At 65.9% G+C, this 21,244-nt stretch carries 17 protein-coding genes and 1 tRNA gene; 11 read left to right on the top strand and 7 right to left on the bottom strand.

Annotated features, from left to right (window positions below):
- Positions 1 to 236 precede the first annotated feature (236 nt).
- The 5 genes from DFR52_RS05835 to DFR52_RS05815 all read left to right on the top strand — a co-directional run bounded on the left by DFR52_RS05835 (position 237) and on the right by DFR52_RS05815 (position 4,705).
- A complete protein-coding gene (locus DFR52_RS05835; RefSeq protein ID WP_110030906.1) occupies positions 237 to 1,118 on the top strand; it encodes a dihydrodipicolinate synthase family protein in 882 nt (293 codons plus the stop codon).
- A 9-nt stretch (positions 1,119 to 1,127) separates the two neighbouring features.
- Complete coding sequence (locus DFR52_RS05830; protein ID WP_110030905.1) at positions 1,128 to 1,814, top strand: GntR family transcriptional regulator; 687 nt, start codon at positions 1,128 to 1,130, stop codon at positions 1,812 to 1,814.
- A gap of 46 nt (positions 1,815 to 1,860) precedes the next feature.
- Entirely contained in the window at positions 1,861 to 2,853 is a 993-nt protein-coding gene (locus DFR52_RS05825) for a sialic acid TRAP transporter substrate-binding protein SiaP (RefSeq protein ID WP_110030904.1), read from the top strand.
- Between the two features lie 71 nt (positions 2,854 to 2,924).
- Complete coding sequence (locus tag DFR52_RS05820; protein ID WP_245415193.1) at positions 2,925 to 3,419, top strand: TRAP transporter small permease; 495 nt, start codon at positions 2,925 to 2,927, stop codon at positions 3,417 to 3,419.
- Positions 3,416 to 4,705 carry a TRAP transporter large permease gene (locus tag DFR52_RS05815; protein ID WP_110030903.1) on the top strand — a complete coding sequence of 430 codons (1,290 nt, stop codon included), beginning with the start codon at positions 3,416 to 3,418 and terminating at the stop codon, positions 4,703 to 4,705. The genes DFR52_RS05820 and DFR52_RS05815 overlap by 4 nt, the downstream gene beginning before the upstream one ends.
- A gap of 36 nt (positions 4,706 to 4,741) precedes the next feature.
- On the opposite strand, the gene DFR52_RS05810 is transcribed toward DFR52_RS05815, so the two are convergent.
- The 5 genes from DFR52_RS05810 to DFR52_RS05790 all read right to left on the bottom strand — a co-directional run bounded on the left by DFR52_RS05810 (position 4,742) and on the right by DFR52_RS05790 (position 13,969).
- Positions 4,742 to 5,563 carry a hypothetical protein gene (locus DFR52_RS05810; RefSeq protein ID WP_110030902.1) on the bottom strand — a complete coding sequence of 274 codons (822 nt, stop codon included), beginning with the start codon at positions 5,561 to 5,563 and terminating at the stop codon, positions 4,742 to 4,744.
- Positions 5,563 to 6,498 carry a hypothetical protein gene (locus DFR52_RS05805; RefSeq protein ID WP_110030901.1) on the bottom strand — a complete coding sequence of 312 codons (936 nt, stop codon included), beginning with the start codon at positions 6,496 to 6,498 and terminating at the stop codon, positions 5,563 to 5,565. Before DFR52_RS05805 ends, DFR52_RS05810 begins: the two co-directional genes overlap by 1 nt.
- A 26-nt stretch (positions 6,499 to 6,524) precedes the next feature.
- On the bottom strand, positions 6,525 to 7,553 hold the full coding sequence (locus DFR52_RS05800; protein WP_110030900.1) for a glycosyltransferase: 1,029 nt from the start codon (positions 7,551 to 7,553) through the stop codon (positions 6,525 to 6,527).
- Between the two features lie 194 nt (positions 7,554 to 7,747).
- Entirely contained in the window at positions 7,748 to 8,719 is a 972-nt protein-coding gene (locus DFR52_RS05795) for a glycosyltransferase family 2 protein (protein ID WP_110030899.1), read from the bottom strand.
- 639 nt (positions 8,720 to 9,358) lie between these two features.
- Positions 9,359 to 13,969 carry a hypothetical protein gene (locus DFR52_RS05790; RefSeq protein ID WP_110030898.1) on the bottom strand — a complete coding sequence of 1,537 codons (4,611 nt, stop codon included), beginning with the start codon at positions 13,967 to 13,969 and terminating at the stop codon, positions 9,359 to 9,361.
- Between the two features lie 329 nt (positions 13,970 to 14,298).
- Here DFR52_RS05790 and DFR52_RS05785 point away from each other — a divergent pair, with 329 nt between their 5' ends.
- Positions 14,299 to 15,369 (top strand): phosphatase PAP2 family protein, encoded by a 1,071-nt coding sequence (locus tag DFR52_RS05785; protein WP_210205766.1) that lies wholly within the window; start codon positions 14,299 to 14,301, stop codon positions 15,367 to 15,369.
- Between the two features lie 10 nt (positions 15,370 to 15,379).
- Complete coding sequence (locus DFR52_RS05780; protein WP_210205765.1) at positions 15,380 to 16,186, top strand: DUF1206 domain-containing protein; 807 nt, start codon at positions 15,380 to 15,382, stop codon at positions 16,184 to 16,186.
- A 73-nt stretch (positions 16,187 to 16,259) separates the two neighbouring features.
- Here DFR52_RS05780 and DFR52_RS05775 read toward each other — a convergent pair.
- A tRNA-Val gene (locus DFR52_RS05775) sits at positions 16,260 to 16,334 on the bottom strand.
- A 202-nt stretch (positions 16,335 to 16,536) separates the two neighbouring features.
- Positions 16,537 to 17,220 carry an HAD family hydrolase gene (locus tag DFR52_RS05770; RefSeq protein ID WP_110030896.1) on the bottom strand — a complete coding sequence of 228 codons (684 nt, stop codon included), beginning with the start codon at positions 17,218 to 17,220 and terminating at the stop codon, positions 16,537 to 16,539.
- Between the two features lie 181 nt (positions 17,221 to 17,401).
- On the opposite strand from DFR52_RS05770, the gene rpiA reads away from it, so the two are divergent.
- The 4 genes from rpiA to DFR52_RS05750 all read left to right on the top strand — a co-directional run bounded on the left by rpiA (position 17,402) and on the right by DFR52_RS05750 (position 21,075).
- Positions 17,402 to 18,109, top strand: a complete 708-nt coding sequence (gene rpiA / locus DFR52_RS05765; protein WP_110031153.1) for a ribose-5-phosphate isomerase RpiA — start codon at positions 17,402 to 17,404, stop codon at positions 18,107 to 18,109.
- Between the two features lie 8 nt (positions 18,110 to 18,117).
- Complete coding sequence (locus DFR52_RS05760; RefSeq protein ID WP_110030895.1) at positions 18,118 to 18,720, top strand: DUF2059 domain-containing protein; 603 nt, start codon at positions 18,118 to 18,120, stop codon at positions 18,718 to 18,720.
- A gap of 138 nt (positions 18,721 to 18,858) precedes the next feature.
- The gene (gene gor, locus DFR52_RS05755; RefSeq protein ID WP_110030894.1) at positions 18,859 to 20,247 is read left to right on the top strand and encodes a glutathione-disulfide reductase; all 1,389 of its coding nucleotides are present in this window, start codon (positions 18,859 to 18,861) and stop codon (positions 20,245 to 20,247) included.
- Between the two features lie 165 nt (positions 20,248 to 20,412).
- Positions 20,413 to 21,075 (top strand): hypothetical protein, encoded by a 663-nt coding sequence (locus DFR52_RS05750; RefSeq protein ID WP_110030893.1) that lies wholly within the window; start codon positions 20,413 to 20,415, stop codon positions 21,073 to 21,075.
- Positions 21,076 to 21,244: the final 169 nt, after the last annotated feature.

Here is a 21,244-nt window from a genome sequence, read left to right as displayed (position 1 = left end):
ATGTGCAATTGGCCGCACGGCCATTGGGTTGTCCAATATGATTGAATGCTTTTGCAAGAATTTCTTGTGGACGAGCAGTTGCTGCACGGCCGCGCCGCTATGGCCAGGATGAGGGTGAAAGTGCACGCCGCGGTCGTCGGCCCAAGGCGGTTTCGCTGGCCGGCGGCTTTCTGCCCATTGACTCCGCCGCTGATCACCAACTAACATGTCAGCAATTACCAACTGGCGAACCTTTCATGACAAAGACAATCTTCGGCCTTTCCGCCGCTCTCGTGACCCCCTATCTTCCCGATGGCTCGGTGGATCTTTCCCGGCTCGCCAGCCATGCGGCTTCGGTGCTCAAGCGCGGCTGCAATTCCGTCACGCTCGCCGGCACCACCGGCGAGGGCTACGGGCTGTCGCTCGCCGAGCGCATCGCCATGCACGAGGCGCTCAACTCGGCGCTGCCTTCGGGCAGCCGCATCCAGGTCGGCATCATGGCCTGCGCCATCGATGACGCGGCCGAGCAGAGCCGCGTGGCGCTCGACAGGGGCGCGACCGGGCTGCTGATGGCGCCGCCCTTCTACATGAAGGCCATGGATGACGAGGGTATGTACGCCTGGTTCAACCGGGTCTTCGAGCGCATCGGCGCCGGGCTCAAGGGCGTCATCATGTACCATATTCCCGGTCAGACGGCGTCGCCCTTGTCGCCCGAGCTGATCACCCGGCTGCGCGCGGCCTGGCCGGGCGTGATCACCGGCATCAAGGATTCCTCCGGCGACTGGGCCACGGCGCAACGGTTTCTCGCAGCCCACAACGACATTTCGGTGCTCGTCGGCGACGAGCGTCAGCTGCCCGCCGCCATGGCGAAGGGCGCCGAGGGGTCGATCTGCGGGCTCGCCAACATCGCGCCGGAACTGCTGGCCCCGGTGATCCACCAGGGTGGCGACGGCCGCACGGTCAAGGACCTGGTCGATCTCATCGTCTCCTATCCGGTGTTGCCGGCGGTCAAGGTGCTGGTCGGGCATCTTTCGCGCGATCCCGGCTTCGACGCGGTGCGGCCGCCGCTGGTGGAGCTGACGCCGGCGCAGAAATCGGCATTGATCGCGGCCTTCGACGCCATCATGGTTCCGGCCTGAGGCCGCGCGATGATTTCGGCCCCTCAACCCCCGCAGAACAAGGACGGCGAGCCGCTGAAGCTGCGCGAGCAGGCCTATGAGGGCTACACCCGGAGCCTGCTGTCGCAGGAGATCCGGCCGGGCCAGTTCATCACCCAGCGCCAGCTGGTGGAGATCACCGGCTTTCCGCTCGGTGCCATCCGCGAACTGGTGCCGCGGCTCGAGGCGGAGGGGCTGATCCGCACCGCGCCGCAACGCGGCATGCAGGTGCCGCAGGTCGATCTCAACCTGGTGCGCAACGCCTTCCAGTTCCGCGAGTTCATCGAGGTGGCGGCGGTGCGGCTGTTCGCGGTCAACGCCGACCCGGCGCTGGTGGCACGGCTGCGCGCCAGCCACGAGGAAATCGTCGCGCGCCATCGCGACGGCCGCGAGGAAGGCCTGATGCAGGACGCCGAGGCCGTCGACCTGCATCTGCACGAGGCGATCATCGATGCGCTCGGCAACGACATCGTCTCGCAGGCCTACCGGGTCAACTGGATCAAGATCAAGCTGATCCGGCTGGCCGAGACCCGGCTCTACGTGCCGATGATCCCCTCGGTGATCGGCGAGCACATGGCCATCATCGAGGCGCTGGAGGCGCGCGATCCGGAGGCGGCGGCAAGCGCCATGCACGAGCATATCGAGGTGGCGCGGCGTCGCGCCATCAACATGGGATGACTTTTCGGCCCGCATGAGGCGGGCTTACTCTGGGAGGAGAGACGACATGACCACATTCAAGCGACGCACATTCCTGGCCGGTACCGCCGCGGCGGCGGGCGTTCTCGCCATGCCGAGCGTGCTGCGGGCGCAGGCCACCGTGATGCGCTGGGGCGAGATGCTGCCCACCAGCCACCCTCAGGTGATGATGGCCGAGCGCATCGCGGCGACCGCCAAGGAGAAATCCGGCGGCCGCATGGAGATCCAGGTGTTTCCCGCCGGCCAGCTCGGCTCGGGCAAGGACATGATGGATTCGGTCGTCTCCGGCGGCCTGACGCTGACCACCGACGGTGCCGCCTCGCTCGGCACGCTGCTGCCGCAGCTCTCGGTGATCGAGGCGCCGTATCTCTGGCGCGACGCCGCCCACATGGCCAAGGTTGCGGGCTCGGACGTGTTCAAGACCATGAACGACGAACTGGTGGCCAAGCGCGGGCTCAGGATGATGGCGGTCACCTATTACGGCAAGCGGCACCTGACCACCGGCACCAGGGAAGTCCGCTCCGCCGCCGACATGGCCGGCTTCAAGCTGCGCGTGCCGCCGGTCGACACCTTCCTCGCCATGGCCGAGTCCTGGGGCGCCAAGGGCACGCCGATCAACTTCAACGAGCTCTACCTGGCGCTGAGCCAGGGCGCGGTTGACGGCCAGGAAAACCCGCTGCCGACGATCGCCAGCGCCAAGCTCAACGAGGTGCAGAAATATCTGGTGCTCACCGGTCATATCATCACGCCGCGGCTGGTGATCGCCAACGAGGCGGCGCTCGCGGCCATGGACCCGGCCGATCGCGCCATCTTCGACGAGGCGCTGGCCGAGGCGGTGACCTGGCAGGATGCGGAACTGTCCTCGCAGGAAGCCAACCTGGTCAAGACGCTGGCCGACGGCGGCATGACCGTCATCGAACCCGATGTGGCAAGCTTCCGCGACCCGGTGCTGGCCAAGGTGCCGGCCATGTTCGAGGACAAATGGGGCAAGGGCACCTGGGACGCGCTCGCGGCCCTCTGACCTGACCCTTGCGACAGCGCCCGCCGGCTCGCCCGGCGGGCCTTCTTCTCACTCCATCACGGGAGTCCGGCGTGATCACCACTCTGGCCCGCACCGCCAACCGCCTGGTCGAGGGCGCCGCCGTGCTGCTGCTCATCGCCATGCTGGCGAGCGTCTTCCTCGGCGTCATCTTCCGCTTCATCAACCAGCCGCTGGCCTGGACCGACGAGATGGCGCAGTACCTGCTGGTCTGGACCGCGTTCACGGGCTGGATCATCGCCGGCAATCGCGGCAGCCATATCCGCATCGTCATGTTTCTCGACGCGCTCAAGGGCCGGCCTCGGCTTGCCGCCGAGGTCGTCATCCAGCTTCTCGTCGCCGTTCTCGGCATGGTGCTGCTGACCAAGAGCTTCGGGCTGATTGCGCGCAATTCCGATGTCGAATGGGTGAGCCTGCCGCTGCCGGTGGCGCTGGTCTACCTGCCGATCCCGATCGCCGGACTCGCCGTCGTCATCCGCTGCGGCGTCGAGATCCTGGCGGCCCTTCGCGGGCAACTGCATGTCGCGCAGCAGGGGCCGTCGCTGTGACCACACTGATGCTTGAAATTCTCGTCGTCTGGTTCGTCGCCCTCATGCTCGGCGTGCCGCTGTTTGCCTCCATGGGGCTCGCCTCGGTCGCCTTCGTCACGCTGTCGGGCTTTCCGATCGACACAGTGCCGCAGAAGCTGGCGCAATCGGTCAATTCGTTTCCGCTGCTGGCCGCCCCGCTGTTCATCCTGATGGGGCAGATCATGAATTCAGGCGGCATCACCGACCGGATCTTCGCCTTTGCAACCGCCTGCGTGGGCTGGGTTCGGGGCGGGCTCTGCCACGCCAACATCCTTGCCAGCGTCATCTTCGCCGGCATGTCGGGCTCGGCGGTGGCGGACGCCGGCGGCGTCGGCGCGCTCGAGATCCGCGCCATGAAGCAGGAGGGCTACCCGGCCGACATGGCGGCGGCGATCACCGCGGCGTCGGCGACCATCGGGCCGATCATCCCGCCGTCGCTGCCGATGGTGATCTATGGCGTGTCGGCCGATGTCTCGATCGGCGGGCTGTTCCTGGCCGGCGTCATTCCGGGCCTGCTGATGGCCGGAGCGCTGTCGGGCATGGCGACCGTGATGGCGCGGCGCATGGGCATGGAGCGCGGCGAGTTCCCGGGCCTTCGGGAAATCTGGACGGCCTACCGGCGGGCGCACTGGGCGCTGATGACGCCGGTGATCCTGTTCGGCGGCATGATGACAGGCATCATGACACCGACTGAGGCCGCCGCCGTGGCCTCGGTCTACGCGCTGTTCCTGGGCCTGGTGATCTACCGCGAATTCGACATCCGCAATCTGCCCGGCATCATCGTCGACACGGTCGAGACCTCGGGCATGGTGCTGGCGCTGGTGATGACGGCGGCGGCACTCGCCTGGTGCCTGTCGATCAGCCGCATTCCGCAGATCATCACGCCGCTGATCGTCGATTCCATCGGCAGCGCGCTCCTGTTCATGCTGGTGGTCAACGTGCTGCTGCTGATCGTCGGCTGCTTCATGGAGGCGCTGGCAGCGATGCTGATCCTGATCCCGATCCTGACCCCGATCGCCGCCCAGCTCGGCATCGACCCGATCCAGTTCGGGCTGGTCTTCGTGCTCAACCTGATGCTCGGCACCATCACCCCGCCGGTCGGCGTGGTGCTCTTCATCACCTCGAAAATTGCCGGCATCTCGTTCGAGGCCATGTCGCGGGCGATCGTGCCGTGGCTGATCCCGCTGCTGGCGGTTCTGCTGGCCGTGTCGCTGTGGCCGCCGCTGACCACATGGCTGCCCGGCCTCGTGCTCGGCGCGCGATGAGGCCGTGGCGGCCGGTGCATGGCAGGGGCTACCGCCTCATAACATTGACGCCCACCGGGTGCCGGACAGCCGCCCGACCAGGGCGTCGAAGTTCTCGATGGCCCGCTCGAGCGGCTGTCCGCCGGTGCGCACCGTTCTGGTTTCGGCCTTCCAGGGCTCGATCGACAGGAAATCCGCGATCCGGACGATGCAATCCTGGTAGCCATCTCGGAGGTCGTCCTCGTAGATGAGCCTGAGCGCATCGGCACCGGCGGTCTCGTCGACCCATGCCGCATCCTGCTCGCGCAGCTCCAGCGCCGCTTCGATCGGCAGAAGGCCGAGGCGGGTCGGGATCGTGTCGAGTGGAACCCGGACGGTCCCGGTGGGCACGTCCTCCGGACGGTAGGCATGGGGCGTGCGGGTGGCGAGCGCCCGTGTCCAGGACAGAAGAGCGTGCAGCGAATTGCGCCGGGACAGGACGATGCGGCGTGTCAGTCCGGCCTGATCGAGGATGCGGGACGCCTCCGCGGGAGTGTCGATTCCTGCCGCGGCAAAGTGCAGCCGCTTGGTTTTGACCACCTGGATGCGCCCACGGGCTTTCCAGCCCCTGCTCGACAAGGCTACCTGCAGGGGAATGCCGATCCGGCCGGCGAGGCGGCCGGCATAATCGCCGGGCGGATCTAGCAGCGGATAGACCTGCTCATTGACGAATTCCCCCGCCCAATGCAGTCGCGGGTTCGATCCGAGCAGACTGCCGAGCAGTTCGCTGCCGCAGCGGCCGGAATGCAGCAGGGCCACCTTGCCCGGCTGGAAGGGTGCCAAGACCGCGGTCAGGTCCGCTCGCATTCCGATCCAGCGGGCAGAAGGCGGGCGGGCCATCAAGTCCTCCCGTCCGGCATGGTCATGATGCCCTGATCGATGAGCGGATCGCGATAGGGTGGAAACCAGCGATGGCTGCCCAGGTCCCGGACCAGATTTTCGCAGCGCGCGGTGTCCAGCACCACCCGGGCAAGGAAGACGGGGACGCGCGCATTGGCGAAACGCGCCTTGAAGCGGCCGACCCCTTCGCCGTTCGGACCTGCGGGCGTCCCTCCCATATAGAGGTCGTGGGAGCGGCCGAAGGTGGAGAGCAGGAAGTCGAAGATCGCATACATCGCATCCAGGTGCAGGGCCTCCATGCTGCCCGCGGTGAGATGGCAATGGATCTCGTCGCCGGACTCTGCGAAGATGAGGAATGCGCCGATGCGGCCCGAGGCGCGCGCCACCACGCATCGCATGCCTGCAAGGCCGGCCAGCTTGTCAATATGGGCTGCATCCACACGCGCCACCCTCGACAGGGGGGCGCGGGCTTCGAGGTCCCCGTGCAGGCGGACGATGTCGGCCCGCACCTCGGCAATCGCGCATAGGTCGATCGTCCAAATTGCCAGCCCGCGGCGGATATGCTTGCGTGCCCGCGGTGATTGAGCAAGGGCCGGACCCAGGCGCCGATGAACAAAGTGTTCCTTGATCGGCAGCGGATCGAACCCGGCAAGCGACGGCAATTGCCAGCCCGGCCGCATGACTGCCGTCCAGGTCACGGCGCCGAGTGCCGCCATTCCGGCAAGGAAGGTGCCGGAGTCGACCGGCGGCGTCGAGTAGGGGAACGGGCCGAAGGCATCGAAATCCGCACTTCCCGGTATCGGACGCATGACCAGGGGCCGCTCCGCACAGAAGGCCGGATCGCCGAGATAGCGCAGGGCCGGTGCATAGGCCGCACGATCGAACGGCAGCAGCGGCATCTCCGCCAATGCATCGCTGCCGGCGGAGCCGTCCACGTCGCAACCGGGGTCGGGGCTGGGGTTCATCGGCGCGAATACACCTTTCTCAGCAGAATTCCGATCCTGCGGCGCAGATTGCGGCTTCGCGGTGGCGGACCCGACGGTAAATCATCGGCCGTCCAGTGCGGGCGCATGCCTTCGCGAATAAGGTCCTCCCGCAGGTCGAGCCACTGCTCGCTCAACTGGGCCACCTTTTCGCCAAGCGTCGCGCCGATCTCCGCCAATGCATTCCGTCGCTCCTCATCGGCTGTGGCCATCAGATGGTCAAGGTCGCGCCGCTTCGCACGGGCGATCACCAGTTGCTGCGCCTGCACCGTTTCCCGCTGTGCCAGCTTGCCGGAATTGTCATAGAAGCGGTGCCGCCATTGGCCCTCATGCATGCGATGCAGCAGCAGCGGGTCGGCGATCCAGAAGAAGCCGTCGAGCAGGGCACCGCGCCAGGGCACCAGGTGGTCGTGTCCGCGCGCCAGATACCGCGAATCGAGCCAGGGCAAGCGGGTGTAGACCTCTCGCCTGAGAGCCAGAAATGCGCCGGCCATTTCCAGGCGCCAGGGCTTTGCCAGCAGGTCGCCTGCATCGAAATGTCGGTCCCGCGCGGCTTCCACCAGTCGGCCGTGCTGTCCGCCGACCGCGTCCAAGATGATGGCGTTGGAAGAGACCACCGACGCCCCGGTCAGGCGGAAGGCCTGCAGGATCCTGGCGGCTCGGTGCGGCAGTGCCACGTCGTCGCCATGGGCATGAATGGAGATGTCGCATGCGGCGGCACGAAGCAGCGAGGGAAAGTGATCCATTTTCATATTGCCAGGGGAGCGGCGGAGACGGACCCGGTGCGGACCCTGATAGCCCTGGAGGGTCGCAAGGATCACGTCATAGGTGGAATCGGTGGAGGCATCGTCGGAAATCAGGATGTCGAGAACACAACCGTCCTGGTCCAGGGCAGATCGGACGGCTTCGGCGACGTAGAGGGCCTGGTTCCAGGTGTAGAGGATGTAGCTCGCATCAAGATCGCCCGCGGCCGCGGCGACATTCCCGAACAGGAGTTCGCGGGTCATCGGGGAACATCCCCGGACCACACGCCGGCCCGCCACCGGGGAAGCGTCGCGGCAGGTTGCTTCAAGGCAGGGCTCCTCTCTCTCATGCCGGGGCAGGCTGAAAGCCGATCGCACCCGCGGCGCAATGGAACGTGATGCCAGAATGCCATGCCGATATCGATCCGTCGCCGCCGATGATTGTCGATGAGCGGAATTTAGCGCCCCGTCGTGGTTTCATAATGGCGGCTCTGGACGCCGAACAGCCCGGCGAGGCGTCCGGACGCGAATCCCAGGGCGCGAATGGCGCCGACAAGCGAGCTGCCGAGCGTCAGCGGGAGGGCGAGCAGCAGCGCCCCTCCGGCCAGCGTCTTGTAGAGAATGGACAGCGGCACGATCAGCCATTTCAGCCGCGGCCTGGTCTCGAACTTGCGGTGGAACGAGACCACGGACTGGTCGAACGCGCGGTTGAACTGGTAGACGACGGACAGCCGCTCCGGCGGGATCTCCTCGCTGACCACCGCCCGAGGCGTCCAGCCGGTGCGGGCGCCAAGGCGCCTGGCACCATGATAGAAGCCCGAATCCTCGCCGCCCGACAGATTGTAGCGCGGGTCGAACCGCAGGCCGGTCTTGCGGCAGAATTCCAGGTCGACCATCCAGTTGTTGGTCGCGATCATGATCAGGCCGTCGCTGTCTCGCCGGTGTCGATCGAGCGCGGCGCGCTCGACACGCATGACACGTGCCTGATAGCCGCGCCACAGCGCCGCCGCCAGCACGCCGCACGGCTTCTCCTCGACAAAGGCGTGGACCGGACCGCCGATCAGGTCAAGACGCCGCTCCGTCTGCGCCTTGTGGAGTTCGGACAGCCAGTCCGGGGCCACCACCTCGTCGTCATCGATGAAGGCGAGATGGCTGTAGCCGTTGGCAAGCGCGTGATCGAGCGCTGCATTGCGGGCGTGGACGATGCCGAGCCTTGGCTCGTGCAGCAATGTGATGCTGGTTCCGACGCGGCGGCCGGCGAACTCTTCGATGGTGCCGTCAAGCGAACTCAGGGCTGCATTCTCGACCACGAGAATATCGACGCCCGCCTTCGCCACGTCGTCGAGGGCGCACATCGACAGCAATGCCTGGCGGAGCATTTTCGGCCGGTCGCGGGTGGCGACAGCAAGACATATTCGCCCGGTCTGCATGCTCGGCTCAACCTATGGGTTCAGAGTCATGGCTCGCGTCGCAATCGGCATCGAAGCGACCAGTGGTCTGAATGCGTTAGCGTGTTGGCAAATATATGTCCACCACCGGGTTGGCCAACCGGCCGCGCATTTCCTGCTGATTTGCCGTCCTGGCACCGCGACCGATGTGTCGCGCAGGCATGGCGGGAGCTTGCCGGGAGGGAGAGCGGGGCGACAGGGATGTGCAATCTTTCCGAGCGGCGCCGAAGCCGGTCTCACCGCCGCCAACGGCATGATCTGCACCATCAGATCGCTGCTGCCGCCGGGATGGCCGGACCAATTGCATTGTGCCGTCCGGTGACCAGCTGACAGGTGAGGGGCTTATGCGCAATGCCCGATCCGGCGACGGCAGCAGGCGGAGTCCGCGGGCGCACTTGCGGCAGGCCCGGGGACCCGCCCGCCCTGGAGCGCTTCTGGCGTTCATCGAGCCGCAGAAGCGTTCTCGGTCCTTGTTCAGTCGCATCGGCCTGCGACGAAGCGGAATTCACGGCCTCAAAATGGCTCAAAGCATATCGCGTGAATTCACGCGATATGCTTTGGCTCTTTGTGATCATGCATGTCGTGATCCCGAAACCGCTGCACACTTTTGGGCGACATGCATTAGAATTGCAGCCGCAGATTGGCGGTGACGCGTCCGCCGAGAAGATTCTCGTTGAAGCTCACGTCGCCGCGCAGGCCGGCGCTGAGCTCCCGCAGGCCGCCATCGCCGGCCTGGAGAATGGAGCGATAGGTCAGGCCGGCGGAGAGTTCGCCATAGGTTCCGAAATTCGTCGTCGAGGTCGGCGTCACAACCAGGCTCGGGGAGATGTAGTTGACCACCGGATCGCTGGCGAAGTCGTTGTAGACGGTGGCGGTGACGAAGGGCCGCAGCGTCGACGTACCGTTGGCCAGGATGTGGCTCCTGGCGAGCGTCAGGCTGGCAAAACCGATCATGTTCTCGACGTCTTCGAATTGCAGCGATCCACCCGGTGCGGCGTCGATCGCAATCGAGTCTGCGGAGGTGCGCGAGTAGTTGAAGCCGACTGCCGGGACCAGCGAGACTTCATCGAACGAAAACGCGTAGCCCATCGAACCGCTGATCGTGAAGCGGCGGGTGTCGAAATCGTCGTCCGCAACGAAGACATCGCCGTCGACGCGTGAATCGAGCCTGTAGCTGGTCCAGTCGAACACGGTCTGGATGTCGGCGAAGAAGCGGTCCCTCGAGTAAGTGGCGTAGACGCCGCCATAGGTCGAGGTGAAGCGGTTGTCCGAGACGATCGATGCCTGGTTCTGGCTGGCAGTGCCCAGATTGACGCCGCCGAGCAGGCCGACATTGACCGCTCCGCCATTGCCGCCGATGTTGAAGCAGCCCCAGTCGACGCCCGCCTGCAGGCCGCCGTAATTCACCTCGACCTCGGTCGCTGCCGACGTCGAGCCGGGGCTTGACGTGGTCGCCGAAGCCGTCGAGGTGCCGCCGATCAGGCGGCTGTAGACGCCGGGCGCGCAGGTGTCGGGGTCAACGCCGTCGGGCCTGCTGACGAAGGCGCTCGACGGCCGGTTGACCGACGAGTTGACCACGTTCTGCACCGTGGCGAGGCTGCCGACGAGGCCGCCAAGGGTACCGAGATTGAGGCTGGTGCGGATGACATAGTCATTGCCGGAATCGAGAAAGTCATACTGGACGAGGGGACCGTTGGTCAGTCCGGTGAACGAACCGAGCGTGCTGCCCGAGTTGTCGGTGGCCGAGATCACCGTCGTGTCACCGGGCGTGTTGAGCGTGGACGGCACGGTTTCATTGAAATTGACATTGATGGTGCCGGTCAGGGCGCCGTTGACGATGACCCTGTCGCTCTTGCTGACGGAGACGTTGGTCAGTTCCACGTCAAGGTTGAATGTGCCGCCGGCGCCGTTGTCGAGATCGCCATTGACCGTCAGCACGTCGCCGGTGGCGGAATTGCCGGTGCTCGTGATGACGCCGCCGGTGTTGTCGAGCACCGGGGCGGCTCCGGCCATGGTGATGGTGGAGGCGCCGACCGAACTGATGGTGCCGGTGTTGGTCAGGAACTCGATGCCCGTGACCAGATTGTTGCTGACATTGAAGATCCCGTTATTTGTCAGCCTGTCGGCGGTGCCCGCAAAGGTCGAGGTGTTGCCGGCATTGAGCGTCCAGGCTCCGGTTGCGGAATTGACAAGTTGGAACGAGGTCACGCCGGCAGCCGTCTGGATGTCGCCGAAGGCTAGATTGGCGTTGGTGAACACGCCAGTGCCGGCACCGGAGAAGTTGAAGGCGTTGGCAGCCGAGCTGATGGTGCCGAGGTTGGCGCTGGTATTGGCCAGTGAGCCGCCGGTGACATTGACGGCGTTGGCGCCGCCGGTGACGACGGTGCCCGAACCGTTGATGTTGAGCGTGACCCAGCCGGTGCCCGAACCAAGCCGGATGCCGTCGTTCGAGGTGCCGGTGACATTGTTGGCAACCGTTACCGTCGCCGTTCCGGTGCCGGTCGTGATGGCGATGATGCCGTCGGAGGCACCGCTGACGGTTCCGCCGGCGATGCTCTTGTCGACGAGCACATTGCCGCCCGCGGAGGTCGCGCTGATGCCGTAGCCGGCGGTGCCGGTGACCGAGCCCGAACCGTCGACGGTCACATTGCCGGCAGCCGTCGCGGTCGCGGTGATGCCGTTGGTTCCGGAGGTGACCGCCGCGTTGTTGGTGACCCTCGCCGTGCTGGTCGCAACCGTGGCGGAGATGCCGACGTCGCTCGGGGCGATCGTGTCGCCGATGGCCGCGGCGGTGGTGACGGTCACGTTGGCGCCCGACGAGGCGGCGTCGATGCCGACATTGCCGCCGTTGATCGTCCCGCTGGTATCGACCGTCAGCGCTCCGGTGGCGCTGGAGGCGAAGATGCCGGTCCCGACCGACACGCCCAGAAGGCTCACGCCGGCGCTGTCGATATCGACGGCGCCGCTGCCGAGATTGGTCGCCCGGATGCCGCCGGAGGCGCCGGTGCCCGTCGAGGTGACGAGGCCCGAATTGACCACGACAGCGCCGCTCGCCGCGGCGTTCGAGATCGTCGCCACGATGCCTGTCGAGCCATTGCCGGCGATGTTGACCGCCGAGATGCCGGTGACGGTGACGTCGCCGCTGCCGGAGAGGTTCGACGTGGCGTTGATGCCGATGGTGCCGCCGCTGCCGGTGTTGGTGACCGTGCCGGAGCGGCTGACGAGAATGTTCGTGCTTTCCGCCCCTGCTCCTGTCTGCTGGGCATTGATGGCGATCGAGGCCGCACCGGTGCTTGTGGTCGCGCCGGTGCCCGACACGGTCACGCCGCCGCCGAGTGACTGTGCGTCGATGCCGCGCGTGGTACCGTTCACATTGCCGCTGCCGTCAACCGTGGCGAGACCGCTCTGCGTGCTGACCTCGACTCCCGCGGCAGACGGTGCGGTGATATCGCCCACGTCGGCGCCGAGCGTGACGGTTGCCGTTCCTACGCCGGACGCCTGGGCAAAGATGCCGGTGCCCCCGCCATTGATTACACCGCTGGTGTCGACCGTGATGTTCCCATTGCCGGCGCTGTAGGCGCGGATGCCGATGCCCGACGAAACAGCCGACAGGGTGACGCCGGCGCTGTCGACGTCGAGCAGGCCTGGACTGGACGTGAAGGCATTGATGCCGCCGCTGTTCCCGGTGCCGGTGGAGGTGATCACGCCGGCGTCGACAGTCACGACGCCAGTGGCACCGAGCACGTTCAGGCCGACATAGATTGCCGTCGATCCGGTGCCGGCAATGTTGATCGTCGGCGCGCCGGTGACCGTGACATCGCCGCTGCCGGTCAGGTTCGACGTGGCGTTGATGCCGATTGTGGAGCCGGCGCCGGTGTTGGAGATCAGGCCGGAGCGGTCGACCAGCAGATCGGCGGTCTCAGCGCCAACCCCGGTGATCTGGGCGTTGATGGTGGTCGAGCCGGCGCCCGAGGAGGTGGTGGTGCCGGTGCCCGAGACGGTGACGCCGCCGCCGATCGACTGCGCATCGACGCCAAAGGTGACGCCGGAGATCGAGCCCGCGCCGTCGACCGTGTTCTGGCCCAGGTCGGTGCGGGTGATGACGCCTGCGGCATTGGTGCCGGTGATCGACTGGCCGGCGAACGAGGTGACAGTGACCGTCCCGGTTCCCGTGCCGCCATCGGACGAGCGCGCATCGACGCCGGTGGTGTCACCGAGGATCGCGCCATCGCGGTTGATCAGCACGTTGCCGTCGCCGCCAGTGGTGTTGGCGAAAACGCCTTCGCCGGCGCCACCGGTCACGTTGCCGCTGCCGGTCAGCGTGAAATCCGCGCCCGCGGCGGAATTGAAGACCACGCCCGGATCGCCGTTGATGTCGCCGTTGAGGCTGACGAAGGTGTCGCCGTCAGAGGTGATGTCGATGCCGTCCTGGCCATCGCTGGTGCCGCCGACCAGATTTGCGGTGCCGGTGATGGTCACGGTGCCGCCGCCGGTCGAGACCACGTTGATGGCGTCTCCATTGGCGACCTCGATGTCGGCGCCGAGTGTGACCAGCACATCGCCGCCGGTGGAATTGTCGAGCGTGATGCCGTTGCCCGAGCCGGCCTTGACGATTTGACCGCTCGCCGACGTTGTCACCGTGATGCCGGAGGCGGATGCATTGGAGGCGGTGATCCCGTTTGCGCCGATCGAGGTGACCGCACCGCCGATGGCCACCACAGCAAAGTCCGCGGTAACGGTCCCGAGATTGATGCCTCCCGTCTGGGCGAATGTCAGTGTGTCGACCACGGCGTCGCCGGCAATCAGGCCGCCGGTCATGGTCGTCGTCGAGGTTGCGAGCGTTCCCGGCCCGTTCAGCGTGCCGCCCGACAGGTCGAAGGCGCTCACGGCTGTCAGTTCGCCGCCCGTGTCGATCGTCACCGACCCGGCGGAAAGATCCAGCGTGTCGACGGTTTCGATCCCGGTGACCACCGGCTGGCTGGGCGCGCCGCCATCGGAGACGACTGCCAGGTCGCCCGGGCCGGGGGCCGCCGGGGTCCAGTTGGCATCGGCGGTCCAGTCCGAGTCAACAGAGCCGTTCCATGTCGACTGCGCCAGGGCCGGAGACGCCGAAACGGCAAGCGCCAGCAGCGTCAGCGCAGAACTTGCGAACAGTGCCCCCCGCACGTTCCTGACCCGGCTGGATTTTCCTGCCGCATTTCGGCCGTCTTCGCGGTTCTCACGCTGCGTCATCAGTGCTCCCCAGATTGTCGTGGCATCCGAGATGCAATGCAGAAACAGATACTCTGACCATCAAAGACTCCGAACTTCGCATACATCCCGTTGCTTAACAGCTACACGTCAGGTGACTGTACGGCAACTGCCATTTGCGGCAGGGCGCCACAATTGGGCCGCGATTTTCCGGGCCGGCTCAGGAGGATGGCTTCCGGCCGTGACGGAGGGCGGAACCGGGCCACCGGCGGCGGTCAACCCGGCTTGCCGCAAGGCTTCCGGCGCCGCGATGGTCGGACGGCGCGGCGGAGGATCGCACCGAACCCGGCGGGCTGACGAGGCCGGGCCCCGTGCGCAATACTGTGCACGTTGCTTTAGCGTCGAAGTCGAGCCGGGTTGCTGCGTCGGCCGCGGGTTGGACTGCCTTCGTTGAGACCGAGGGTCCGCCGTCCGGCCGCAAGGCCGATCGTCGGCATCACTGCCCAGGTGGTCGGAAAGGCCGAATGGCGGGCAGCGGCGACGGGGAGGGCTATGGCGATCGCGAAGCCAGCGGTTGTCATTCTGAAGACCGATTGACGCTTCAAGTGCTGCGCTTCGACCTGACGGAACCGAAACCGCGGTTGGACGTTTGCAACAGAATGACAAGTTCACAGCCTCTTCCCGCACAACGCCGCATGGTTGCTTCAGCAAGCGGGCAAAATCGCGCCAGGCCGCCGCGCAGCCGGATCGATCCGCTGCACCGTCATCCGCCGGTGAAAGCGATGTGGCTCGCGGCTGCCGGCGGTGCGCTGATGTTCGCGATTCTGGCGATTGCGGTGCAGTCCGGCTGGACCGAAACCTTCGATCGCGCCATCCTCCTGTCGCTGCGTGATTCCGCAAATCCGGGTGACGCCTGGGGACCGGCCTGGTTCGAGGAAACGATGGCCGAACTTTCGGCGCTGGGCGGCTATCCGATCCTGGTGACCGTGACCGTGCTGGCCCTGTCTGTGCTGGTGCTGGTGCGCCACAGGTCGGCGGCGGCGTTTCTGCTTGCCGCGCTTGGCGGCGGAGCGGCGCTTTCGAGCGGGTTGAAGCTGATCTTCGAGCGCGCCCGGCCGGATCTCGTCGATCACATGGACCGGACATTCACATCCAGTTTCCCCAGCGCGCACGCCATGGTCAGCATGCTCTCCTATCTGACGCTCGCCTCGGTCGCCGTCCGCTTTGTGCCGCGGCATTCGGTTCGAGTCTTCATACTCTGTGCCGCCGCAGCCCTCGGCCTCATCATCGGCGCCAGTCGTGTCTATCTCGGCGTGCACTGGCCGAGCGATGTTCTGGCGGGATGGTCGCTCGGGGTGACATGGGCCAGCCTGTGCTGGCTCACCGCCCATTATCTTTCCCGAAATGCCGATCCCGAGGTATTCGGACACTCCAGCAGCTGAGGCCCATACAATGATGTCGATTTCCCATCCCGCTCCGAGGACATGGATCGAGCCGCTTGCCCGGATGGGGTATGCGGCACGTGGCGTCATCTACCTGATCATCGGCCTGTTCGCCTTTCTGTCTGCCATCGGCTCGGGAGAGGAAAAGGACTCGAAGGACGCGCTGCAAACGCTTCTCTCCCAGCCGTTCGGCACGATCCTGGTGTGGCTGCTGATCGCCGGCCTGGGCGGCTACGTGATCTGGCGGCTTGTCCAGGCTGTCCTTGACAGCGACGACCATGGCAACGGCGCGAAGGCGCTGGCGATCCGCGCCGGCCTGCTGGTGAGCGCGCTGACCTACGGCACGCTCGCGGTCTACGCGCTGTCGCTGATGGGCGTCCTCTCGGGCGGCGGATCGGGCGGCGGCAAGGGCAAGGTCGCCGATTATCTTGCCGGCTTCGTCGGCAGCGCAACGGTGTCGCTTGGCCTGGCCGTCATCATGCTCGGAGTTGCCGGAGCCCATGTCTGGAAAGCCTACAAGCGCAAATATGCCGACCACATCGACTGCAACTCGGCGCCGATGAACCTGGTCCACCCGGTGTCCATTGCCGGATTGACGGCTCGCGGGATGGTGTTCCTGGTGATTGCGGTGATGTTCGGCTATCGCTTCTTCAATGCGGCTGATTCATCGGCCGATCCCAGCCTCAAGAGCGCGCTGCAATTCGTGCAGGATCTGCCATTCGGCGGCTTCCTGCTGTCCATGCTCGGCCTGGGGCTGATCGCCTTTTCAGCCTATTCCTTCGCCGAGGCGCGCTGGCGGCGCATCGATCCGACCTGAGCGGCCGGAGGCAGCATTCGAGCAGGTCGGGGCTGCGGCCCAGGCAATAAACGTGGATGTCCCGCTGATGAAATGGTGGGCGCGACAGGGATTGAACCTGTGACCCCTGCAGTGTGAATGCAGTGCTCTCCCGCTGAGCTACGCGCCCGTTCAGGCCACGCGAGAAGCGCGCCGACCGGATGGCGCGGGGTATAAGCGCAGCGGACGGGGCGCGTCAAGCGCCGGATGGCGCCGGCGCGATGGTTTTGCGCGTGCCGCCCGTTTTTCTGTCCGCGCGCGGCCAAGACCGGCGCAGTGGAGCGCTCCGTTTCCGCAGCGGCCGGGGCCACGTCCTCCCGGCGCCCGGGGGGTCAGGCGTCGACGGCGGCGATCAGCCGGTGGATCAGTCCGGCGTCGAGCTCGTCGAAATGCCGGATGACGACGGTCGGGTTAAACTCCTCCACCGGCCGGTCGGAATAGCCGAAGGGGACGGCGATTGTCGGCACGTTGGCGTTCTGCCCGGCCAGGATGTCGTTGACGCTGTCGCCGATCATCACCGCATGACGCGGCGAGCCGCCGGCCATCTCGATGGTCCTGAGGATGTGGTCGCCATGGGGCTTGCGGATGGCGAAGGTGTCTCCGCCGGTGATGGCGGCGAAGCGGCCGGCCATGCCCAGACCCTCGAGCAGTTTGACGGCGAGCGATTCGGTCTTGTTGGTGCAGACCGCCAGCCGCATCCCGTCGGCCTCGAGCCGGTCGAGCGCCGCCAGAATCCCAGGAAAGGGCACGGTCTCGCCCGGCATGTTGGCGCCGTAATGGGCGATGAACATGTCCATGAGGCCGGCGAGTTCGCTTTCGCCGGCCGGATGGCCGCGCAGCACATGGGCGCGCTCGATCATCACCCTTGCGCCCTGACCGACGAGCCAGGTCATGTCCTGGTAATGCACCGGTGCCACGCCGGAATGGGCCAGCACATGGTTGAGGCTGGCCATCAGGTCGGCCGAGGTCGACAGCAGCGTTCCGTCGAGATCGAAGATTACGGTGGGGGATGTCATGGCGGGGTCACCTCTGCATGGCGCCGGAGCGGCGATGGCACCGCATAGCAGCGGCCGGATGCCGGTTCAATGCGGCAGTCCGCGAGGCGGCAAAGTTTGCCCGGCAATGCGGCTTCTGGCTTTGCGCCGGGAGATTTGCCATGCTAACAGCAGACCGGGATAAACAGGGATGGAACGCCGCATGGACGCCCGACAATTGAAAATCGCCGCCGCGCAGGCGGCGCTCGAACATGTGTCGGACGGCATGCGGCTCGGGATCGGCACCGGCTCGACGGCCAACGAATTCGTCCGGCTGCTGGCCGAAAAGGTGCATGACGGCTTTCGCGTGCAGGGCGTTCCGACATCAGAACAGACCGCGCGGCTGTGCATGGAACTCGGCGTGCCGCTGTTCTCGCTCGACGAGCTTCCGGAACTCGACCTGACGATCGACGGCGCCGACGAGCTCGACGGCAATCTGAACCTGATCAAGGGCGGCGGCGGGGCGCTGCTGCGCGAGAAGATCGTCGCCTCGGCGTCGACTCGGATGATCGTCATTGCCGACGAAAGCAAGGTGGTCGAGACGCTGGGACGGTTTCCTCTCCCCATCGAGGTGATGCCGTTCGGCCTGGCCTCGACCCGGCTGGCGGTGGAAAGGCTGGCGGCGACACTGGGGTTGAGCGGCGAAATCGTGCAGCGGCCGGACAGGGACGGACCCTATCTCACCGATGGCGGCCATTTCATTCTCGATGCATCTTTTGGCCGCATTCCGGATGCAGAAGCGCTTGCAAACGGCCTCGCAGCGATTGCCGGCGTCGTCGAGCACGGATTGTTTCTCCACATGGCAGACGCCGCGATCATCGCCACAGCGGCGGGCGTGCGTATGCTGACCGCACAGAATGAACAGGAGTGAACCCAGACATGAAGATTTCCACCGGCTTCAAGCGCAGCGGCGCTGCCGTGATCGTCGCATCCGGCCTCGTGCTTGGCGGTTTCATCGCCAATCCCGCCTTCGCCCAGGACGCAACACCTGAGCACGTGGCAGCCGCGCGCACCGCGATCGCCGCATTGGGCGCGACCGACCAGTTCGACGCCATTCTTCCCAACGCAGCCGAGCAGCTCAAGGCCTCGCTGATCCAGTCGACCCCGGACCTGCAGGAAGAGATTTCCGCAACGGTGGACGAGAAGGTCTACGACCTGGTGCCGCGCCGCGGCGACCTGGAGCGCGAGGCTGCGGCGATCTACGCCAAGACCTTCAGCGAAGCTGACCTCAAGGCGATCGCCGACTTCTACAGCTCGGATGCCGGCAAGCACCTCATCGAGAACGGCCCGCTGGTGACCCGCGAATTGCTCAAGGCGGCGGAAATCTGGTCGAACGGCATTCAGCGCGACCTGTCGACGGAAGTCGCCACCGCGTTGCAGGCAAAGCTTGGCGACCGCACCAAGCTGATCAAGCCGGCAACCGAAGGCGCGGATGCTCCGGCCGATACGGCGCCGCCGACACTGGTCGCACCCAAGCCCTGAGGGGCGCCGCTCACGGCGACGTGACAAGCCCGGGGCATTTCCCGGGCTTTTCTTTTTGGCGACGACGGCTAAAACACCCCATCGACAGCGCGGGCCCGCGGTCCGCCGCCAAACCTGATGACATCAAAGGATCCCGACATGGCTGGCTACGATTATGATCTCCTGGTGATCGGCGGCGGCTCGGGCGGGGTCCGCGCGGCACGGCTCGCAGCCGGGCTCGGCAAGAAGGTGCTGATCGCCGAGGAGTACCGCTATGGCGGCACCTGCGTCATCCGCGGCTGCGTGCCCAAGAAGCTCTTCGTCTATGCGTCGCAGTTTTCCGAGCACTTCGCCGATTCGGCGGGCTACGGCTGGACGCCGGGAAAGCCGAGTTTCGACTGGCCGACGCTGGTGGCCAACAAGGACATGGAGATCGCCCGGCTGGAGGGCCTCTACCGACTGGGACTGGACAAGGCAGGCGCCGAGATCGTCAATTCCCGCGCCGAGCTGGTCGACGCCCATCATGCCCGGCTGATGGCAGACGGCAGGGTTGTCTCCGCCGAGCGGATGCTGATCGCGGTCGGCGGCACACCCAATCCGCATGCGGCCCTTCCCGGCCACGAACTCTGCATCAGCTCCAACGAGGCCTTCGACCTTCCGGAGCTGCCGAAGGCGATCGTGATCGCCGGCGGCGGCTACATCGCGGTGGAATTCGCCAACATCTTCCACGGATTGGGCGTCGAGACGACGCTGATCTACCGCGGCAAGGAGATCCTGTCCCGCTTCGACATCGACATGCGCCGCTCGCTGCACAAGGCGATGGCGGAAAAGGGCATCACCATCCTGTGCCAGGAGATCTTCGAGAAGATCGAGCGCGGCGCCGACGGCCGGCTCGTCGCCCACACCTCGGAGGGCAAGGCGATCGTCGCCGACCAGGTGATGCTGGCGCTCGGCCGCGACCCGAACACGCAAGGCCTCGGCCTGGAGGCGGCCGGTGTCGAGACCGACCACAAGGGCGCCATCCTCGTGGACGATTACTCGCGCACCAATGTCGACAACATCTATGCCGTCGGCGACGTTACCGACCGGGTGCAGCTGACGCCGGTGGCGATCCACGAGGCGATGTGCTTCATCGACACGGTCTACCGCGGGAAGCCGACCAAGCCCGACCACGAGCTGATCGCCACGGCGGTGTTCTCGCAGCCGGAGATCGGCACGATCGGGCTCAGCGAGGACGAGGCCGCCAAGCGGTTCGACGAGCTCGAGATCTACCGCGCCGAATTCCGGCCGATGCGGGTCATTCTCGCCGGCCGCAACGAGAAGATGGTGATGAAGCTGGTGGTCAACGCGGCCGACCGCAAGGTGCTCGGCGCGCACATTCTCGGCCCGGACGCCGGCGAACTGGCGCAGGTGCTGGCCATCGCCATCAAGGCCGGCTGCACGAAGGACGATTTCGACCGCACCATGGCGGTGCATCCGACGGCGGCGGAGGAACTGGTCACGATGTACCAGCCGAGCTACCGGGTGAAGGGCGGCGAGCGGATCTAACGTTCCCGAAGCCGGGGCGGGGAGGGCGCATTTCGCCCGGAGCCAGGAGAGCAGCCGACCGGTCTGGCAGGATGTCCTGCCTGAGCCTGGATCGGGGCGGTCGGCAACGATGTGCAACATCGAAGCACCATATTCCCCCGCCTCAATCCGTGCCAGAATGCCGGCATGAATCGCGATGCCTTCTTCCATTATCTGACCGTCACCGATCCGCGGCTGTTCCCGAACGCCATGACGGATGCGCAGCGCTCCGGGCTCGAGGCCAAGCTCGATGTTTGGGCGAAATGGTATGCGGCCGATCATCCGATCACGTTTCTCGCCGCGGCGCTGGGCCAGATCTATCGCGAGACCGGCGGCCGCATGGAGCCGGTGCTGGAGGCGTTTTCGCCCGACCGTCGCACTGCCGCCGAGCGGCTGCAGAAGGCGTTTGACGCCGGCCGGCTGACATGGGTCAAGACGCCTTACTGGCTGCCCGACGAGAGCGGACGCATTCCGGTCGGCGGCGGCGACATCCAGCTCACCCACTGCCGCAATTACGTCAACGCCGAGGAGAAACTCAGGGACAAGTTCGGCATCAGCTGCGCGCTGTCGGAGAATTACGACCTGATTCTCGATCCGGTGATTTCGGCGCATGTGGCCTTTGCCGGCATGATCGACGGCTGGTTCCGACCGTGCAAATTATCGGATTTTGTCCGCCCCGACGGCAGCCTCGACTACCGCGCTGCCCGCGATATCGTCAACGGAGACGGCGCCCATATAGGCGACGAGATCGAGCGCAATTGTTCGATCTTCGAGGCTGCGCTGAGGGCGGGGGAAGCGTACGGCGGATAGGCCAGTTCTAATCATCCTCAATCCCGTCGGGACAGGGGGCGGGATCTGTTTTCAAAACGGAATCGGATAGTAATTCTCCGGCTCGATGAAGAACAGGCCCGGATCCCTTGTCTCCAGCAGCGCGTCCTTCAACGCTTCGGAGACGACGGTGAAATGCGTATAGCTGTCG

Source organism: Hoeflea marina, from assembly GCF_003182275.1.
In the GTDB taxonomy this organism is placed as follows: domain Bacteria; phylum Pseudomonadota; class Alphaproteobacteria; order Rhizobiales; family Rhizobiaceae; genus Hoeflea; species Hoeflea marina.
The sequence above is the reverse complement of the archived record's forward strand: the minus strand, read 5'-3'. Positions and strand labels throughout refer to the sequence as shown.